Raw genomic sequence first — 15,831 nt, 5'->3', positions numbered from 1 at the left:
ACCAGCGGACCATGCGGTAGACGGCAGATGCCGCTACGCCCCAGCATCCAAAGGCAGCCAACTACCAAGCACGCGACAAGCCGGATTCGGACGACGTCGCAAGTCGCCATGCCCCGGGGACGTAGCGCTCGAAGGGCACTCCGACCACATCGTTACGGTCAGCTGGCGGGAGGGCAAGGCGTCCGAACTGTGAAATATTGGCCGCTCCGCCGCTATCGAGCAACACAGCGTCGCGACACCCTGCCTCAAGGAGCGCGGACGTCATTTCCGCCGAGGTCACGCCCAAGCTGTCATAACCCAGCTCGATGGATCGAGGCTCACAACCCTCGGCGACGAGCACGCAGACGTCTCCTGCAGGAGTAATTCCGACGGCGGCCCTGCCTCGCGGCTCGTCCACGATCTTCTCAACTGTCAGCGACACTGGCGGTACAGCCTCTTGGCCGAACTCCTCTGTCGGGCGATACACCTCGTGCCCTTCGGCAACCTCATTGGCGACGTCGATGGGTTCAGATCTGCGAAGCACGGTAGGCCCCACTTGAGTACCTGACAAGGCGCGGGAACCAGCCAGTTCGAGGTCATAAATCACCCAAGCACTGTTTCCAACCTCCTCCAACAGACGCTTGGCAGATGATATTGGAATGAGGAGGACGAGCCCGTTGGCCGGGCAGGATGTGCTCTGGCGACCAATCTGGACCACTTGGCGGCCGTACAGCGTCAGCCCGATGAAACCCTGGGGCACTGGGACCGCGGCGTCTGCACCCCGGGCCCGTGTGAGTATGTGAACCTCGCCTGCGGCGGCGAAACAGTCAACTGAACGAGAACACCGGCAGACAGCCCTTTCGCCATGGATGACGAGTCCCCCGGGGAGGGTGATGGTGAGGTCACACACATCCACCTGCCTTATGATCATTTTGTCCTTGCCGGAGGCATCCAGCACCCTCAGCAGCGCCGAGCGTGAGGCCGTGGGCGGCGACGTAATCACGCCGTCAACCACCTCTAGTCCGATCGGGTCGCCGCTACTGGCAAATCCGTCGGCGAACTCTTCCTCCAGCCAGATGTAGTAGCCGCTGTTGAAGCACAGGCTGTAGCTGGCGCCGAACTCCGAAATCCGCCCCAGCCGACTACTGACAGGCACCGCGCAGGAGACCTCCGGATCCCTCCTGTCCGGACTCCGAAAATCATGGCGCCCCGATGGTACAAGCGCCCAGCGGCGCTGGGCGACCAGCTCTGAAGTCGTAGCAGCAATACTGGGAATGTTGCTTGTTGGTACCCCGCTTTCCTCCAGGAGATCACCTCCGGCGGCAGCCGAAAGCAGTTGTTGTCGCAGACGGACCTGGGGAGCAATCCAAGTCGAATGGTCGATTTCAACCAGGGCAGTGTCCCGCGTGCTGGTCCACCCCAAAACACTACGACGCTGAGGTGCCTGTCGACCGAAGAACGCAAGCTCCCCGGCAATCTCTGCGGTGACACCTCGCTGCTTGGGTGACCAAGCCTGCACATACGCCAAGTCGGCCACGTCTGCTGCAGAAACACGCCCCACCCAGGCAGAGCCAACCGTCATTGCGCCAAGAGCCGGTGCCGAAGTGCTGCGAAGCTGAGCGCTGTAAACGTGTGTGGCTCATTCTGCATCATCTCCATCAGCACTTCCTGATCGATCCATTGCACTTCACGAGATCCGTCTCCAGTGGAGTGGGGCAACCCGGAGGCAAGGACGTCCACAATCGCCAGAAGTGAGGGATACGGCCCCTGGAGCATCTGTACCAGCTGAATCGCTTCGCTGACCTGTACTCTGTCCCCCAGCAGCTCGTGGTCGGTCTGGCTGACCTGCACCTCCACTTCGCTGAGGCCGGTTTCTTCCTCCACCTCACGCTCGGCGCATGCGGCCAAAGGCTCAAAGGCGCGCCATTTACCGCCCGGCAACTCCCAACGTCCGCTGTTTACCGGATCTGATTCGGGCTTCCACCGTTGCTGCAACAGGATGCGACTTGGGTTGTGGCGGTCGCGAACCAGCGCATAGACGTTGGTGAGTACTAGCTGCTCAACCATGATTTCTCCATTTCGTTCCGATGTACCTGTGCAGAAGTAGATCTTTCAGACGGACCTGTCCAGAGGGCAACCAGACCATGGCGTCAGGCCCATAACCACAAAGCAGCTCGCGACACAGGCCGCAGGGCGGCATGATCTCCACATCGCGGATCTCCTCCGGACGAGGATGACGTACCGTCATCATGGCGACGGGTTTGGCCCCACGGGCAATGGTTTGTGCCAGTGCACCGTTCTCGGCACAAGTCGATGCACGACCCACCTCAGCCTCTACGTGAACGCCGGTGGCCAACTCTCCGTCATCGCCGAGCATCGCGCATCCGAGTTGATGCCGCGATGGCCGGTAAACACCCGTGATTGCCGCGCTCGCCTCCCTGTAGAGAGTTCGTCCGAGCTCTTTCAGCGCTACCGCCCCGGCCTGAGTCGGATACGGAGCAGCGGGCAAGTCTCTCAGCAGAGCCTCGGCGCTGGCCTCGAGATCTGCGAGCGATCCGGCAGTGTCCACATAGATATCGGCGGTAGGTTCCTGAGCTTTGAGCTCGACGCCCGCCGAGTCCGGATTCTCCGTTAGATCATCACGGGCCTGCAAGCGGGCCAGCCTCAGTTCTTCCGGTGCCCGCACCAGCACTACGGTGAAGCCGGCGTAACGCAACTCATCCAAGTCCACAGGTCGAGCATCGCTTATGACAATCGATCGCTCGCTCGAGAGTGCCTGTAACCAGTCCGCTCGTTCAATCACCCGCCGCGTCAGCGCCTGTGGGTCGCGCTGTCGGATGTGCCCGCCCAGGAAGGACAGCAACTCACCGTCCTGTCCAAGCTCGTGATGAGGTACACCCATCCGATCGAAAAGCGCAGCCTGTGCGGCATAGAGCGGTCTCGCCATAGTGAGCTGCAACCAGTGACCATCCCTCGCCTTCAAAGCGGCGGCTAAAGAGGTTTTTCCTGCTCCCGGCCGCCCTACCAGAGCAACTCTTGCGGTCATGAGGCCCGGGCCACGAATACGACGTTCACCTTGGACAACCGGAAGAATCCCTGCTGGTCGATAATCTCCTCAACCCGCCGTTGCACGTCGAGGAAGAGTGCTGTGAACTGCTCCTCGCTGACGTTATCACCCGCGACCTTCTCCAACCCTGCGTACCGGTGACCCGAGGCATAGAACTCCATGAAGGGCCGTGCTTCGTCGAAACGTAACCAGTCCTCATAGGGGTGCTCAGTAACGTGGGGAAACTCCTGCTCCAGTATGGCCCGGCCGTTATGCGGTGAGAGAGTGCCGCGTCGGCCTTTCGGTGCACGCTCGATAACGTCTGCGGGAATGCCGACTGCGTGCATCGCCTCTTCATGCAGCTGGTACATTTCGGGCATCGAGTCCAGACCCTCAACAGTCACTACGGCCAGCCCGTCTTCGGCGGTGGCCCTTCGCAACTGGCTCACCATCTGACCCGGGTTATCGATGTAGTGAAAGAGGAAATTGGCCATGACGCAGTCGAACTGCGTCTCGATCAGGGTGTCCAATTGCCGGGCGTCGCCGTTGATGTAATCCACCGGAACCCAAGTGAAGTTCACATTCTCCTTCGCGACGTTGAGGATCTCCGCCGACTGGTCTATTGCTGTGATGCTCCCGGGATAGCGCATTCGCGACGCGACATCCCGCAAGACAAATCCGTTGCCGCACCCGACGTCGAGGACCGCCTCAGTACCGTCGAGATCAAGACAGGCCAAGGTATGGTCCACCAGGGTACGGGGGTTGGTTCGGTAGCGATTATGCGTCAACTGCTGGATCGCCAGTGGTTGATCGGTGCTGAAATGGCTGCGGAGGTAGTCATCTCCCAGCACAGACATCCAATAACGGGCACGTTCCTCATTGTCAACGGTTTGATTTGTCATCAACGGTGTTCTCCTCGGTTCCTGTTGTGGTGAAATCGCGGTAGGCCTGTGAGGCCATTGGCGCCTTGGCAAGGCTGTATTTGCCGTCGTAAAGTTCGATCCTTCCTCGCGGGACCCAATAAGTGACTTGTGCAATCCGCATGTGCGGGTAGACGCGCAGCGGCAGAACCGAGTGCAGCTGGAAGGTGGTAGGACCGTGCGATCCCAGGTCGATCAGATCAGCTGTCACGTGGACGAACAGGCCAAGGCGAGCGATGCTTGATTTTGCCCGTACTATCGGCACGTAATGGTCGCTACCGACGTGCTCGACGCTGCCACCCAAGTAGATGCGGTCCGGCTGCAGGACCACCCCGTCAGGGCCGATTGTGATCTTGTCCACCGGGTTATCCTGCGCCACATCGAGCAGTCGGTCGCGATACACGAGGAGCTGAGGTGCCAATCGCAAGTCGTAGCTGTTGGGATTGACTTGGTTCGCCGCAAAGGGCGCAATTCGAATCGTCCCGTCGCGTACTTCCTGCTCGATCGCAGGTCCTGTGAGAATCATCGGTCGAACGCCTTCCTCATCGTGGTGGCCGAGGGCACAGTGGGCGGGGACAACGTCCCTAGAAGTCCCTCGTACAGGGACACTTCTCCGAGGGGAACCCAGAACGAGACCTGCCCACACGCCATCCCTGGATACACACGCAGAGGTTGAACGACGGTGATCTCGAGAGTCCACTGGTGTGACGCGCCCAGGTTGCCCAGGTCTGCAGACAGTTGCAGATACATCCCAAGTCGGCCAAGGCTGGATCGACCGATCAGTGAAGGGACGTAACAAGAACTCCCGATGCGTTCTACGGTGTTGCCAATGTAAAGCTGCCGCGGCTGTAGAACCAGACCCTCTGCAGGTATGACGACTTCCTCGGGCGACGGCGGACGCAAGGAGTCGTGAATACCCGGCGGGTAGACCCGCAATGTCGGGCCCAGATGGTAGTTGTAGCTGTTCGGGTTGAGCATCGTAGATTCGAAAGGGGAGATAGTGATATTGCCTCCCTCTACTTGGGCGCGGATCTCGTTGGCGGTGAGAATCATGAGGTGGGCCTCCGTTGAATGCTCCGACCAACGGCGTAGACGCCCATAACAGACAGCGCTGAGGCTCCCACGATGGTGGCCACGCGTGCCGTGTCCCCCCAACCGCTGGTAAGTATGAATGTGAAAAGAGATGAGATCAGGGCTCGGAGCAAGATGGCGTCGGCAACATAGCGCGTCTCCCGGCCCTCGGCTTGATCGGCCTCGGAAGCGGCGGCCATAAGCTGACCGTAGAGCGTGGCAGACCCTAGCCCAAGCAGAAGGGCTCCCGCGACGAAAGCGACGGTGCTGCCCCCGAGCAGCCATGCCAACGCACCGAGACTGAGTACTAAGAAGGTTCCGCCAGCCCGCATCCAATCGCTGATCCGGATTGCCCAGGCGCTATCAGAGGCCAGCGCCGTTGCCAGAGCGGCGGCCACCGCCAGCGCAGCCGACGTCGAAGCCAGTGTCCCCGCCGCGCCCCCCGCCTCCCGCACTATGAGAGGTAAGACGGTTCGTAGTGGATCGGCAAATGCGGCAAGTACGAGCAAAGTGAGCAGCGGCAGCGACCGAACGCTTATCAGCAAACCTCCTTGGTTCGGTTTCCGCGTGTCGTCTGCGTTGGCTCGCATGGGGCTGGCCTCGGTGCACTCTGATTCCTCGGGCAGCTTGGCCGAGCCAAGGGGGTACCGTCGTGTACCCCACCCGACGACGGCGGCCGCCGCCGCATTCGTTGCCATGTTCAGCGATGGCAGCAACCAGAGGAGTGAACCGCTGCTGACGAAGATCGAGCCGACCAGAGGGCCGACGGCCGCCGCGAACTGAAAAGCCGCGCTGTCGGCCATCAGACGGCGTGATCGTCCTGCCGGGTCGCCTCCCCACCGGGCCACAACTGTGACCCAAGATGGCCCGTTCAGGCCGCCCGCAAACGTGGTGATCCCAGCGAGCACCACAATGCCGACAGCATCATGAAAGTTGGGTTCGGGCGTTGCCTGCCCGGCGATCCAAACTCCAAGGCCAGCCAATCCGAGCCCCTCGAGCAGGAGCAGCAAGAGAGTGCTGCGCCGCAGTCCGAGCCAGTTGACGACCAACGGATTGAGACGGGTGCCGAGCATGAGTGTGGCCAGGAATACGCCTTGATTCACTCCGAGGAGGAGAGTGGGTAGCGAGGGCGTGCTTAAGAGCCAGATGGCAATAAACGTGTTCGTGCTGGTGCAGACGTTCGATGCAGCCTGCGTGATCACCAAGGGCACAAAGCCGCGGTCGCGAATCTTCATCGTTTGAGGGCGAGCAGCTGACGGGCCAACTTTCCGCCTAGTTGCTCTTCAATGCTCAGATCTGGATCGCCGTAGGTAAGCACCCAGTTTGGATGGTCCTCGGGACCGGTACCAGGTACGTTCTCAGTGCACTCAAGACCAAGAAGGTCTGGGTAGTAGATGCTGACGAGCTCTGGTCGTGAGGAGAACGCAAAAGTATAGATCGAGAGCAGCGCGTCCTCGGCATCACTGTTTGGTCCAACCCCAAACTCGGCGAGGTCGCTGAATCGCTGCTTCTCCGCCTGCGTGAGGTCCCTTCCCAACCGACCCATGCTGTCCAGGAGGCGTAAATCCTCGCCGGTGATGAAACAGGCCGTGGAACTCGTGTCGTGGAAGGCAATCAGCAACATCGATTGCTCACGGCCTTCGGTGGTGAGACCCGTCCGTAGCGATCCATCAGTGCCGCGGGTCCACCAAACTACATCGGTGCCGTACACGCCACTCTCAGCAAGCACTTCGCGCAAACCGTCTGGAACATTGCCGAGATCCTCCCCGACCACCAACTTTCCCCGGTCAACAAGCTCGCGGATGGATTCCATTTGGGCCTCAACATCGAAGTGGACGTAGGTCCCGGCCCCATCCGGGAGGCGCGCCCATAGTCGTTGTATTCCCAACACGTGGTCTATGCGGACGCCCCCGACCGGTACGACGACGGTGGCTAGTGCCAACCTCTGAGCGCAGGGACGGTGTTGATCACGATGCGGCACGGGGAAGGCGAGTCGCCAATTCTGACCATCTGGAACGTAGTCGTCCGGTGGGGTACCGATGCTCAATGTACGGGAATAGCACCCAGAGAAGACTTCTTGGTCGATCCCGTCTTGAGAGGCGCCAACTTGAAGATCTGCAACAATTCCGATATCCATGCCGGCCGCGCGGAGCTCCTCGTGAGCAACAGCGAGTTGACCTTTGACAACGTGCTGTAGCCAAACCAGGAATTCGACGTGTTGCTTTTCGTCAAGCGTGCCGAAGTAGTGCGCAGCGACCCGTCTCTCCTGTAGGTACTGAACGAGTGCGGACGCCAGCAAGCCCTCCGATGAGCGTGGATCAATCCCGGATACCTGGGGCTCGTTATGCGCAAAGATGGATCGCAATGCCTCGGCTTTGAGTTTCAATACATCCAAGTCATCGCGCCTTGCCGCGGAGGCTGCATTTAGTTGGGCACCGCGGCGGCATAGTTCCTTGCGGTCAGCTGGCGGGATTGAGGACCATCCGGCCACGGTAGTCACTTCAACATGCAGCAGGCTATGCAGCAGGCGACTGACCGGTGAGTAGGGAGAAGAATCAAGTCCACCATCAGGAAGTATCGACTCCCAGTTGGTAGGGCCGATGGCCACGAAGTCGGCGCCATGCGTGACCACCTCCTGTCCCAGACGAACGAGAGATCCGTAGTCGCCGATTCCCCACGTGGAATCGTCAACGAGGGGAGCCAACTGCAGGTGCACACCCCATCGTCGACGTCGCGCCAATGGCGGGTTGTCAGCTTTGGGCCCCAAGTCAAAGGGCGTGATGTCATCACAGGCATCATTGAGCAATTGGCTTACGGTGTGCTGCACCTCAACGGGTACCTCGACTTGATCACCGTAGCGGTTCTCATATGCGCTCTGGACCGCGGATTCAGGAATCATCAGTGAGTCCCCATGCACTGCGCGGCCCCAGCATGAATAACCACATAGACGGGTATGGCGTCTGCTGCACCTATCTGGCGCCCACCGACGGTGTAGTGCTCTACTCCTGCCATGTCCGCTCCTATTGGGTGTGGAAGCCTGAAACCTTTCTCACGAAGGCTAGGAGAGCATTATTTGTTTAGTCAATGGAATTGACTAACTTTCGATATGACACTTTCATTTCTGTAAAGTCATGTACAGTTCGGCTCGCTGATCACCCATCGGGCAGGGTGGGAGCGAGTAAAGCGCCCCTTAGGGAGTGGCAGCGAGGCTTGGATGCGGGGCTACGGTCACGAGCCACTGAGATCTGCTTCGGCGCGCGGCTTGTCCATGGGTAGACGGTGGCGATTCCGGCTTTACCGCTGAACCTGGCCCGCACATAAGGAAAGGCCCCGGTTCCCTTGTATATAAAGGGAACCGGGGCCTTCTCACGTGGCGGTGACGGTGGGATTTGAACCCACGTTGGCTTTTACACCAAACAACATTTCGAGTGTTGCACCTTCGGCCGCTCGGACACGTCACCAACTGAAATAGGGTACCGGAGTTGAGCCCTGTTCCCCAAAACGAGGCCGCGTGGAGCCGCGCGAGGAACAAGCAAGACACAGCCAACTTCCGTCAGCAGCCCCCCACCGATAGATTCGTAAGCACCATGACTATCTCGCATGAACAAGAACACGAAGCCCAGGCCTATTGGGTCACGGAGACGGGCGATGGCGAGCTGCGCCCGGAGGTCCTGCCAGCAAGGCAAGAATCAGAGGCTCTGGTCAGGACCCTGTATTCGGGGGTCAGCCGCGGCACTGAGCGCGTTGTCCACGAGGGCCGCGTACCAGAGCGAGTGGCTGGCCTGATGCAGGCCCCGCACCAAGAGGGCGACTTCCCGGGGCCCGTCAAATACGGCTACCTGAACGTCGGCATTGTTGAAGAAGGCCCGGACGAGTGGCGGGGAAAAACGGTCTTCAGCCTGCACCCGCACCAGGATTTTTATGTGATCCCCACCAGCCAACTCACCGCAATCCCGGAGGACGTGCCAGCACGTCGGGCTGTGCTCACCGGCATCGTTGAGGTGGCCATCAATGCCCTTTGGGAAGCCGGGCCAAGGCTGGGCGACCGCGTCGCCGTCGTCGGTGGTGGTTTGGTGGGTGGCGTCTTGGCGACTCTCCTGCGGAAGTATCCGCTGGGCCGCCTGCAACTGGTGGACGCCGATCCCGAGAAGCGAAAGCTGGCGGAAACCATCAACGTGGACTTCGCACTTCCCGAGGAAGCGAAGGACGACAACGACATCGTCTTCCACTGCTCCGCCTCCAATGAGGGCCTCAAGTTGAGCCTCCAGCTGGCCGGCGACGACTCCGATGTCATTGAACTTTCCTGGTTTGCCGACAAGGAAGTCACCCTGCCACTCGGCGAGGACTTCCACGCCCGCAGGCTGAACATTCGTTCCAGCCAAGTGGGTGCTGTCGCCCTGCCCAGACGGCACCGGCGAACCAACGCCCAGCGCTTGGAACAGGCGGCACTCGAATTAAGGGAACCGCTGTTCGACACGTTCCTGACCAGCGAATGCCTGTTCCGGAACCTACCCACCACACTCACAAAATTGTTCGAACGGCCAGGCGGTTTCTGCCATGTGGTCGCCTACCCCAACCCGGAGGATTAATACATGTTCAGCCTGACCGTCCGACGCCACTTCATGGTCGCCCACAGCCTTCCCCGGGAAGCGTTCGGCCCAGCCCAGGGCCTCCACGGTGCCACGTTCGTAGCTGAAGTCACCTTCCGCCGGCCCAACCTCAACGACGACGCAATCGTCCTGGACATAGGTGCCGCCGGCGGCATCCTTGAAGAAGTGCTCGCCGACCTGAACTACAAGAACCTCGACGAACACCCCGCATTCAAGGGCAAGCTCTCCACAACGGAGGCCCTCGCGAAGCACATCGCCGATGCCATTGCCGCCCAAATCCAGGACACGGCGGACGGTCCGGCACTCACTGGCATTGACGTCGTCCTCCGCGAGAACCCTGATGCCTGGGCGGGCTACTCGCTGGAGCTCCCGGGCAAGTAAGTGCACATCCGCTTCCTGGTCCCTGGGAACGTCCGGCACGGCTCCGGCGGCAACAAGTACAACGCCAAGCTCGCCGAGCACCTGACTACCCTCGGCGCCACCGTTGACACACTAACGGTCGACGGCGATTGGCCCGTTGGGAGCCCGGCGGACCGGCAGCGGTTCGCTGACATGCTCGACGGCGGTACAACAGTGATTGCCGACGGCTTGGTGGCCAGCGGGGCGCCGGAGGAGATCGCTGGCGCGGTCAGCGCCGGGACCAAGGTCTGGATACTCTCCCACATGGCGTTGGCTGGCCACAGCGACCTTGAAGCCAAGGCGCTGGCTGCAGCGACCGGGATCATTTGTCCGAGCTCTCACGCAGCGGCAGAGTTGGAGGCAAAGCACGGGACACAAAACATCGTCATCGCCAAGCCTGGCACGGACAATGCAGACGCATCCGCAGGCTCAGAGCCCAAGCACATCGTGGCCGTTGCCGCGTTGCTGCCCAACAAGTGCCAAACACTCTTGGTACAGGCGCTCAGCCGGGTTCAAGATCTCGCGTGGACCGCGGCCCTCATAGGCTCCCAAGACGCTGACCCGGGCTACGCAGCCAGGGTGAGGGCCGCCGTCGAGCATTACGGTCTCGAAAGCCGAATCAGCATCACTGGCGAGCTGACCGGCGATGCCCTCGAAGAGCAATGGCACACCGCAGACCTGAGTGTTCTGATTTCGCGTTCCGAAAGCTTCGGGATGTCCGTCACGGAGTCGTTGGCCCACGGCGTCCCCGTGCTCGTTCGGCGGGGGACAGGAGCAGTGGAAGCATTGGGCGACACGAGGGCTGGCACGGCCCTGGATCTCAGTGACCCTGGCAAACTCGCCAGCACCCTCCGGAGCTGGCTCACCGATCACGCCCAGCAACAAACCTGGCGGAACGCAGCAATGACAGCCAGGGGGCATCTCAAAGGCTGGGGCTCTACCGCTGCCATCGTTCTGAAGGCCCTGGATGCCCACCGAGGTGACACCTAATGGCCATCCCAGGGTTCTGAATTGGCATTAAAAGCCATCTCGCGGGGAAGCCGGGAACCTGGGAAGCCGGGAAATCAGGGCACGCGGTGCGAGGCAAAGAAGTCCCTGAGCAAGGCTGCGCATTCGTCCTCGCGTACGCCCGCGTACACCTCCACCCAGTGATTGAGGCGGCGCTCGCGGAGGATATCGAACACAGAACCCACCGCTCCTGCCTTCTCGTCCCACGCGCCAAAAACGACGCGGGGAATACGGGCCAGGACAATCGCCCCGGCACACATGGCACAGGGTTCGAGGGTGACCACCAAAGTGCAGTCTTCCAAACGCCAGCCATCATCGTCGGCGCCTGCATCGTGAGCGCGCTGACGAAGCGAAGCAGCGGCCTGACGAATGGCCACCACCTCCGCGTGGGCGGTCGGGTCTCCGTGCGCTTCCCGTTCATTGCGTCCGGAACCCAGCACTCCGCCGTCGGGCCCCAACACGACGGCGCCGATCGGTACGTCGTCAGTTTTCAACGCCAACCGGGCTTCGTCCAGGGCAAGGCCCATCCAGGCCATGTGTTCTGCGTGATACGGCTCGGTGGCGCTCATGTCTCAATGATAGTTTTGGGGGATGCGCACACTCGTCGTGGACCACCCGCTGGTCGCTCACAAGCTCACCGTTCTGCGGGATAAGAACACCCCTTCACCGGTCTTCCGGCAGCTCACTGAAGAACTCGTCACCCTCCTGGCTTATGAAGCCACGCGTGAGGTCAAGACGCAGCCAGTCGAGATTGAAACCCCCGTCACCACTACCATTGGCACGGCTTTCACCAAGCCCACTCCGCTGGTGGTCCCGATTTTGCGCGCCGGCCTTGGCATGCTCGAGGGCATGACCAAGCTGGTCCCCACCGCTGAGGTGGGCTTCCTGGGCATGGCGCGCGACGAAGAAACCTTGGACATCATCACCTACGCCGAGCGCCTTCCAGAAGACCTCACCGGCCGCCAGATCTTCGTCCTGGACCCCATGCTTGCCACTGGCGGCACCCTTCGCGAGGCCATCAAGTTCCTCTTCAAGCGTGGTGCGTCGGATGTGACGTGCATCTGCCTGCTGGCCGCTCCGGAGGGATTGTCCAAGCTGGAAGAGGAACTCTCCGATGCCAACGTGAAAATCGTCCTGGCCTCGATTGACGAGAAGCTCAACGAAAAGTCGTACATCGTGCCGGGCTTGGGCGACGCCGGTGACCGCCTCTACGGCGTAGCGGGTTAAGAAAGCCCTCTACCGCTTTCCGATGCGCCCGGTTAGCCTGTGGCGCATGGACTGGAAACTTGAACTGGTGTTTGTCCCTGTGTCCGATGTCGACCGGGCGAAGGATTTCTACGTCAACAAGGTTGGTTTCAACGCCGATTTCGATGAGCGTCCCATGGACGGCATCCGCTTCGTGCAACTGACGCCGCCGGGTTCTGCGTGTTCCATCGCCATCGGGGAGGGCCTCAGCGATGCCCCTCCGGGAACAGCGCCCAGCCTCCAAGTGGTGGTAGCGGACATCAACAAGGCGCATGAGCAACTCAAGGCCAACGGCGTGGATGTCAGCGATATTGACGTTCAGGATTGGGGCCACTTCGTCTACTTCGCTGACCCCGACGGCAACAAGTGGGCCGTGCAGTACTTACCGCAGCGACCAAACGGCTAAGTCACATTTCAGCGCCACCGCATGAGTGTGCGGCAGGATGGATCCATGAGCCATCCTGCCGCACCCTTCTCCGCATCATCAGTGCTGACCGTCCGTGCCGTCCTTTTCGACATGGACGGCACACTGGTGGACTCAACGGCGATCGTGGAGCAAGTGTGGCTGGAGTTCGCCGAGCGCTATGGCTTGGATTACAACGAGATCCTGCGCACCTCACATGGCGTCCAGGCCGGCGATACCGTTCGCCGGTATGCGCCCGCCGGCGCTGACTTTGAAGCCCTGACCGCCGAGCTGGGTGAGATGGAACGCTCCCGGACCGACGGCGTCATAGCGCTTCCCGGGGCAGAAGCCCTGCTGGCGGGACTGCCGGATGACGCCATCGCGTTGGTCACGTCCGCGGATCGCATCCTGGCCGGTATCCGTATGCAGGCGGCCGGGCTAACCATGCCATCAACAACAGTCACTGCTGAGTCGGTTACCCGCGGTAAACCGCATCCTGAGGGGTACCTGAAGGCGGCGGCGCTGCTGGGAGCCGACCCGGCCGACGTCGTGGTTTTCGAGGATGCGCCTGCCGGAATCGCTGCTGCGCGAGCTGCGGGGATGCGGACCGTTGTGGTGGGCGACGCCGGCGGCGGGCTGGAGCCGGGCATGTGGCGCATCCCGGACTACTCGGCGGTCACCGTCACCGCAGTGAAGGACGACGACGGCGGTCACCTCCTGACGCTCACCCTCTAGTACCGCCGGGATAAGGGCTGTTCCAAGCGGTGAACCGGGCGTAGGCTGTGCGCATGTCTGCGATGCCGGAGGCGTACGGTGCTGCATTGGAGCGGGCCATGGTCCACGCCGGTGAGTGGCTTGCGTCGGTTCCCACCCGTTCTGTCCGCCCTTCATCCGATGCCGACCAAGTAGCCAAGAGCATCCTGCCGCGCCTCCCGGACGGAGCAACCGATGCCGCGGAAGTAGTGGACGAGCTCGCCGCGCTGGCTGAGCCCGGCTTGATGGCGATCCAGTCCGGAAGGTTTTTTGGGTGGGTCATGGGCGGAACCTTGCCCGCCGCCATGGCCGCCGATTGGCTCGTCTCTGCCTGGGACCAAAACACCGGGCTCCGGTTCGCCACCCCCGCCGCCGCTGCCATCGAGGAATCTGCCGCCGCCTGGCTTTTGGACCTCCTGCACCTGCCAGCCACTGCCGACGTCGGATTCACTACGGGTGCCACAACTGCCAACTTCGTGGGGTTGGCCGCGGGCCGCCAATACCTGATGGACGAGGCCGGATGGGACCTCGAAGCGCTCGGTCTCAGCGGCGCACCGCGCATCACAACCTTTGCCGGCCGGGAACGGCATGCCGCAGTGGATCTGGCGTTGCGATACCTCGGTTTGGGCGCCTGTATTCCGGTAGACGCCGACGACGAAGGCCGGATATTTCCCGACGCCCTGGCTGACGCCATGGATCAGCAACCCGGCCCATCGTTGGTTTGTCTGCAAGCCGGCAACCTCCACTCGGGGGCATTTGATCCCATGGAGGAAGCCATAGCCGTGGCACACGATCGCGGCGCGTGGGTGCACGTGGATGGTGCCTTTGGTTTGTGGGCCGCCGTGAGCCCGAAGCTGCGAGGTCGGCTGGCGGGTGTGGAGGACGCAGATTCGTGGGCAACCGACGCTCATAAGACCCTGAACGTCCCCTACGACTGTGGCCTGGCAATCGTTGCCCGCCCGGAAGCCCTGAGGCGTGCCTTCAGCGTTCACACGAGTTACCTCATTGCCACGGATGCCGGACCTGGGGATCCTTTCGAGAAGGTTCCGGAGATGTCCCGCCGGGCCCGGGGCATACCGGTGTGGGCCGCACTCAGGCAACTGGGCCGGGACGGCGTGATTTCCATGGTGGACCGATTGGCAGCAAATGCCCGCGCCTTGGCTGAAGGCCTGTCCTCGATCCCGGGCGTGGAGGTACTCAACGACGTCGCGTTCACGCAGGTCTCGGTGAGTTTCGGAAGCGATGACCGTACCCACCGGATCACCCAGCGGCTTATGGCGGAAGGCGCGGTCTGGATGTCCGGTTCGTCGTGGCGTGGTCGCGAGATTCTACGGATCTCGGTCAGCAACTGGACTACGGACGCCGGGGATGTCGCGGCCTCCATCGCAGCCGTGCGGCGTGCGGTGGAGGCCGAACCGGAGGCATAACGTTCTTCGGCGGGGAGCCGTGAAACGGCAAAACCGCGCCCGTTCCCGCGATCCGCTCCAGTGGGTACTGGTGCGAACGGCGGCAACGGGCGCGGCAATCAAGCAGTCTGGTTTAGTACCAGTTGTTCGCCAAGTGGAAGCCCAGAGCGGCGGACGGGGATCCGTAACGCTCCTTGATGTAATTCAGGCCCCACTTGATCTGGGTCTGGTAGTTGGTTTCCCAGTCAGGACCAACGGTAGCCATTTTGGAAGCAGGCAGGGACTGGACGATGCCGTAGGCGCCGCTGGAAGCGTTCATCGCCGTGGTCTTCCAGTTCGATTCCTTCTCCCACAGCGTGTTCAGGGCAGTCATTTCGCCCGGGCCCCAACCGTAGTTGCCAAGGATGCTGAGTGCGTATGCCTTGGCAGCAGCGGGGTCATCCACAGCCTTGGGGGCGGCAGCAGCTGCTGCGGCTTCCGCGGCGGCAGCGGCAGCAGCGGCGTCGGCGGCCTGCTTGGCAGCAGCGTCAGCAGCAGCCTTTTCAGCTGCGGCTTGGGCAGCAGCCTGGTCAGCGGCAGCCTTTTCGGCGGCGGCCTGCGCGGCGGCGGCCTGGTCAGCGGCAGCCTTATCGGCGGCGGCCTTGTCAGCAGCTGCCTTATCCGCGGCGGCCCTGTCGGCTGCGCCCTTTTCGGCGGCAGCATTCAGGGAAGCAGAGATCTCAGCCGACTTGTTGGTGTTGACCTGCGCACTGGCCTGGGTTCCGGCTACGCGGCTGGCCTCAGGGAGGGTCAGTGCGGCGTTTGCGGCGGTTCCGAGCGATGCAACGCCCAGTGCAGCTGCCACAACACCGGCTACTACGGACATGCGGTGGCCGGACTTACCCTGGCGGGCTGCGTTCTTGAGGACGGACTGCGACTTGGTGAGCGGTGCGTTGTGTTCGTCGCGGTGACGCGCGGAAGGGCGCGTCTGATCGTTAAATTCAGACATGTG

Annotated in this window: 17 protein-coding genes and 1 tRNA gene; 7 read left to right on the top strand and 11 right to left on the bottom strand. The window is 61.8% G+C overall.

The window, feature by feature from the left end; genetic code table 11:
- Nucleotides 1–61 precede the first annotated feature (61 nt).
- From A477_RS22075 to A477_RS0106220, 9 genes are all read right to left on the bottom strand, one after another.
- The gene (locus tag A477_RS22075) at nt 62–1,561 is read right to left on the bottom strand and encodes a phosphodiester glycosidase family protein (protein WP_017198164.1); all 1,500 of its coding nucleotides are present in this window, start codon (nt 1,559–1,561) and stop codon (nt 62–64) included.
- Nucleotides 1,558–2,046 (bottom strand): NUDIX hydrolase, encoded by a 489-nt coding sequence (locus A477_RS22730; protein ID WP_017198163.1) that lies wholly within the window; start codon nt 2,044–2,046, stop codon nt 1,558–1,560. Before A477_RS22730 ends, A477_RS22075 begins: the two co-directional genes overlap by 4 nt.
- Nucleotides 2,039–3,025, bottom strand: a complete 987-nt coding sequence (locus tag A477_RS22725; RefSeq protein ID WP_083848020.1) for a hypothetical protein — start codon at nt 3,023–3,025, stop codon at nt 2,039–2,041. Before A477_RS22725 ends, A477_RS22730 begins: the two co-directional genes overlap by 8 nt.
- On the bottom strand, nt 3,022–3,927 hold the full coding sequence (locus A477_RS0106245; protein ID WP_083848019.1) for a class I SAM-dependent methyltransferase: 906 nt from the start codon (nt 3,925–3,927) through the stop codon (nt 3,022–3,024). Before A477_RS0106245 ends, A477_RS22725 begins: the two co-directional genes overlap by 4 nt.
- Nucleotides 3,908–4,471 (bottom strand): dCTP deaminase, encoded by a 564-nt coding sequence (locus A477_RS0106240; RefSeq protein WP_017198160.1) that lies wholly within the window; start codon nt 4,469–4,471, stop codon nt 3,908–3,910. The genes A477_RS0106245 and A477_RS0106240 overlap by 20 nt, the downstream gene beginning before the upstream one ends.
- On the bottom strand, nt 4,468–4,998 hold the full coding sequence (locus A477_RS0106235; RefSeq protein WP_017198159.1) for a dCTP deaminase: 531 nt from the start codon (nt 4,996–4,998) through the stop codon (nt 4,468–4,470). Before A477_RS0106235 ends, A477_RS0106240 begins: the two co-directional genes overlap by 4 nt.
- The gene (locus A477_RS0106230; protein WP_017198158.1) at nt 4,995–6,251 is read right to left on the bottom strand and encodes a hypothetical protein; all 1,257 of its coding nucleotides are present in this window, start codon (nt 6,249–6,251) and stop codon (nt 4,995–4,997) included. The genes A477_RS0106235 and A477_RS0106230 overlap by 4 nt, the downstream gene beginning before the upstream one ends.
- A complete protein-coding gene (locus tag A477_RS0106225) occupies nt 6,248–7,915 on the bottom strand; it encodes a 4-alpha-glucanotransferase (RefSeq protein ID WP_017198157.1) in 1,668 nt (555 codons plus the stop codon). The genes A477_RS0106230 and A477_RS0106225 overlap by 4 nt, the downstream gene beginning before the upstream one ends.
- Before the next feature lie 472 nt (nt 7,916–8,387).
- Nucleotides 8,388–8,477: transfer RNA gene (locus tag A477_RS0106220), tRNA-Ser, on the bottom strand.
- A gap of 126 nt (nt 8,478–8,603) precedes the next feature.
- On the opposite strand from A477_RS0106220, the gene A477_RS0106215 reads away from it, so the two are divergent.
- Genes A477_RS0106215 through A477_RS0106205 form a run of 3 tightly spaced genes read left to right on the top strand, consistent with a single transcriptional unit; the run spans nt 8,604 to nt 11,015 of the window.
- The gene (locus A477_RS0106215; RefSeq protein WP_017198155.1) at nt 8,604–9,605 is read left to right on the top strand and encodes a zinc-dependent alcohol dehydrogenase; all 1,002 of its coding nucleotides are present in this window, start codon (nt 8,604–8,606) and stop codon (nt 9,603–9,605) included.
- 3 nt (nt 9,606–9,608) lie between these two features.
- Entirely contained in the window at nt 9,609–10,007 is a 399-nt protein-coding gene (locus A477_RS0106210) for a 6-pyruvoyl trahydropterin synthase family protein (protein WP_017198154.1), read from the top strand.
- The gene (locus A477_RS0106205) at nt 10,008–11,015 is read left to right on the top strand and encodes a glycosyltransferase (protein ID WP_017198153.1); all 1,008 of its coding nucleotides are present in this window, start codon (nt 10,008–10,010) and stop codon (nt 11,013–11,015) included.
- A 74-nt stretch (nt 11,016–11,089) separates the two neighbouring features.
- Here the strand turns inward: A477_RS0106205 and A477_RS0106200 are convergent, their stop codons facing one another.
- Nucleotides 11,090–11,602: a nucleoside deaminase gene (locus A477_RS0106200; protein WP_017198152.1), complete on the bottom strand. Its 513-nt coding sequence runs from the start codon at nt 11,600–11,602 to the stop codon at nt 11,090–11,092.
- A gap of 22 nt (nt 11,603–11,624) precedes the next feature.
- Here A477_RS0106200 and upp point away from each other — a divergent pair, with 22 nt between their 5' ends.
- Genes upp through A477_RS0106180 form a run of 4 tightly spaced genes read left to right on the top strand, consistent with a single transcriptional unit; the run spans nt 11,625 to nt 14,861 of the window.
- Nucleotides 11,625–12,260, top strand: coding sequence for a uracil phosphoribosyltransferase (gene upp, locus A477_RS0106195; RefSeq protein ID WP_017198151.1), 636 nt, complete (start codon nt 11,625–11,627; stop codon nt 12,258–12,260).
- A gap of 46 nt (nt 12,261–12,306) precedes the next feature.
- Nucleotides 12,307–12,684, top strand: coding sequence for a VOC family protein (locus A477_RS0106190; RefSeq protein ID WP_026005392.1), 378 nt, complete (start codon nt 12,307–12,309; stop codon nt 12,682–12,684).
- A gap of 45 nt (nt 12,685–12,729) precedes the next feature.
- Complete coding sequence (locus A477_RS0106185; protein ID WP_026005391.1) at nt 12,730–13,416, top strand: HAD-IA family hydrolase; 687 nt, start codon at nt 12,730–12,732, stop codon at nt 13,414–13,416.
- Nucleotides 13,417–13,469: 53 nt separating this feature from the next.
- Nucleotides 13,470–14,861: a pyridoxal phosphate-dependent decarboxylase family protein gene (locus A477_RS0106180; protein ID WP_017198148.1), complete on the top strand. Its 1,392-nt coding sequence runs from the start codon at nt 13,470–13,472 to the stop codon at nt 14,859–14,861.
- A 112-nt stretch (nt 14,862–14,973) separates the two neighbouring features.
- Here A477_RS0106180 and A477_RS0106175 read toward each other — a convergent pair whose 3' ends face one another.
- On the bottom strand, nt 14,974–15,828 hold the full coding sequence (locus A477_RS0106175; RefSeq protein WP_017198147.1) for an aggregation-promoting factor C-terminal-like domain-containing protein: 855 nt from the start codon (nt 15,826–15,828) through the stop codon (nt 14,974–14,976).
- Nucleotides 15,829–15,831 lie beyond the last annotated feature (3 nt).

It is taken from the genome of Arthrobacter sp. M2012083, from assembly GCF_000281065.1.
In the GTDB taxonomy this organism is placed as follows: Bacteria; Actinomycetota; Actinomycetes; order Actinomycetales; family Micrococcaceae; genus Arthrobacter.
This window is presented reverse-complemented; position numbering and strand designations above follow the sequence as displayed.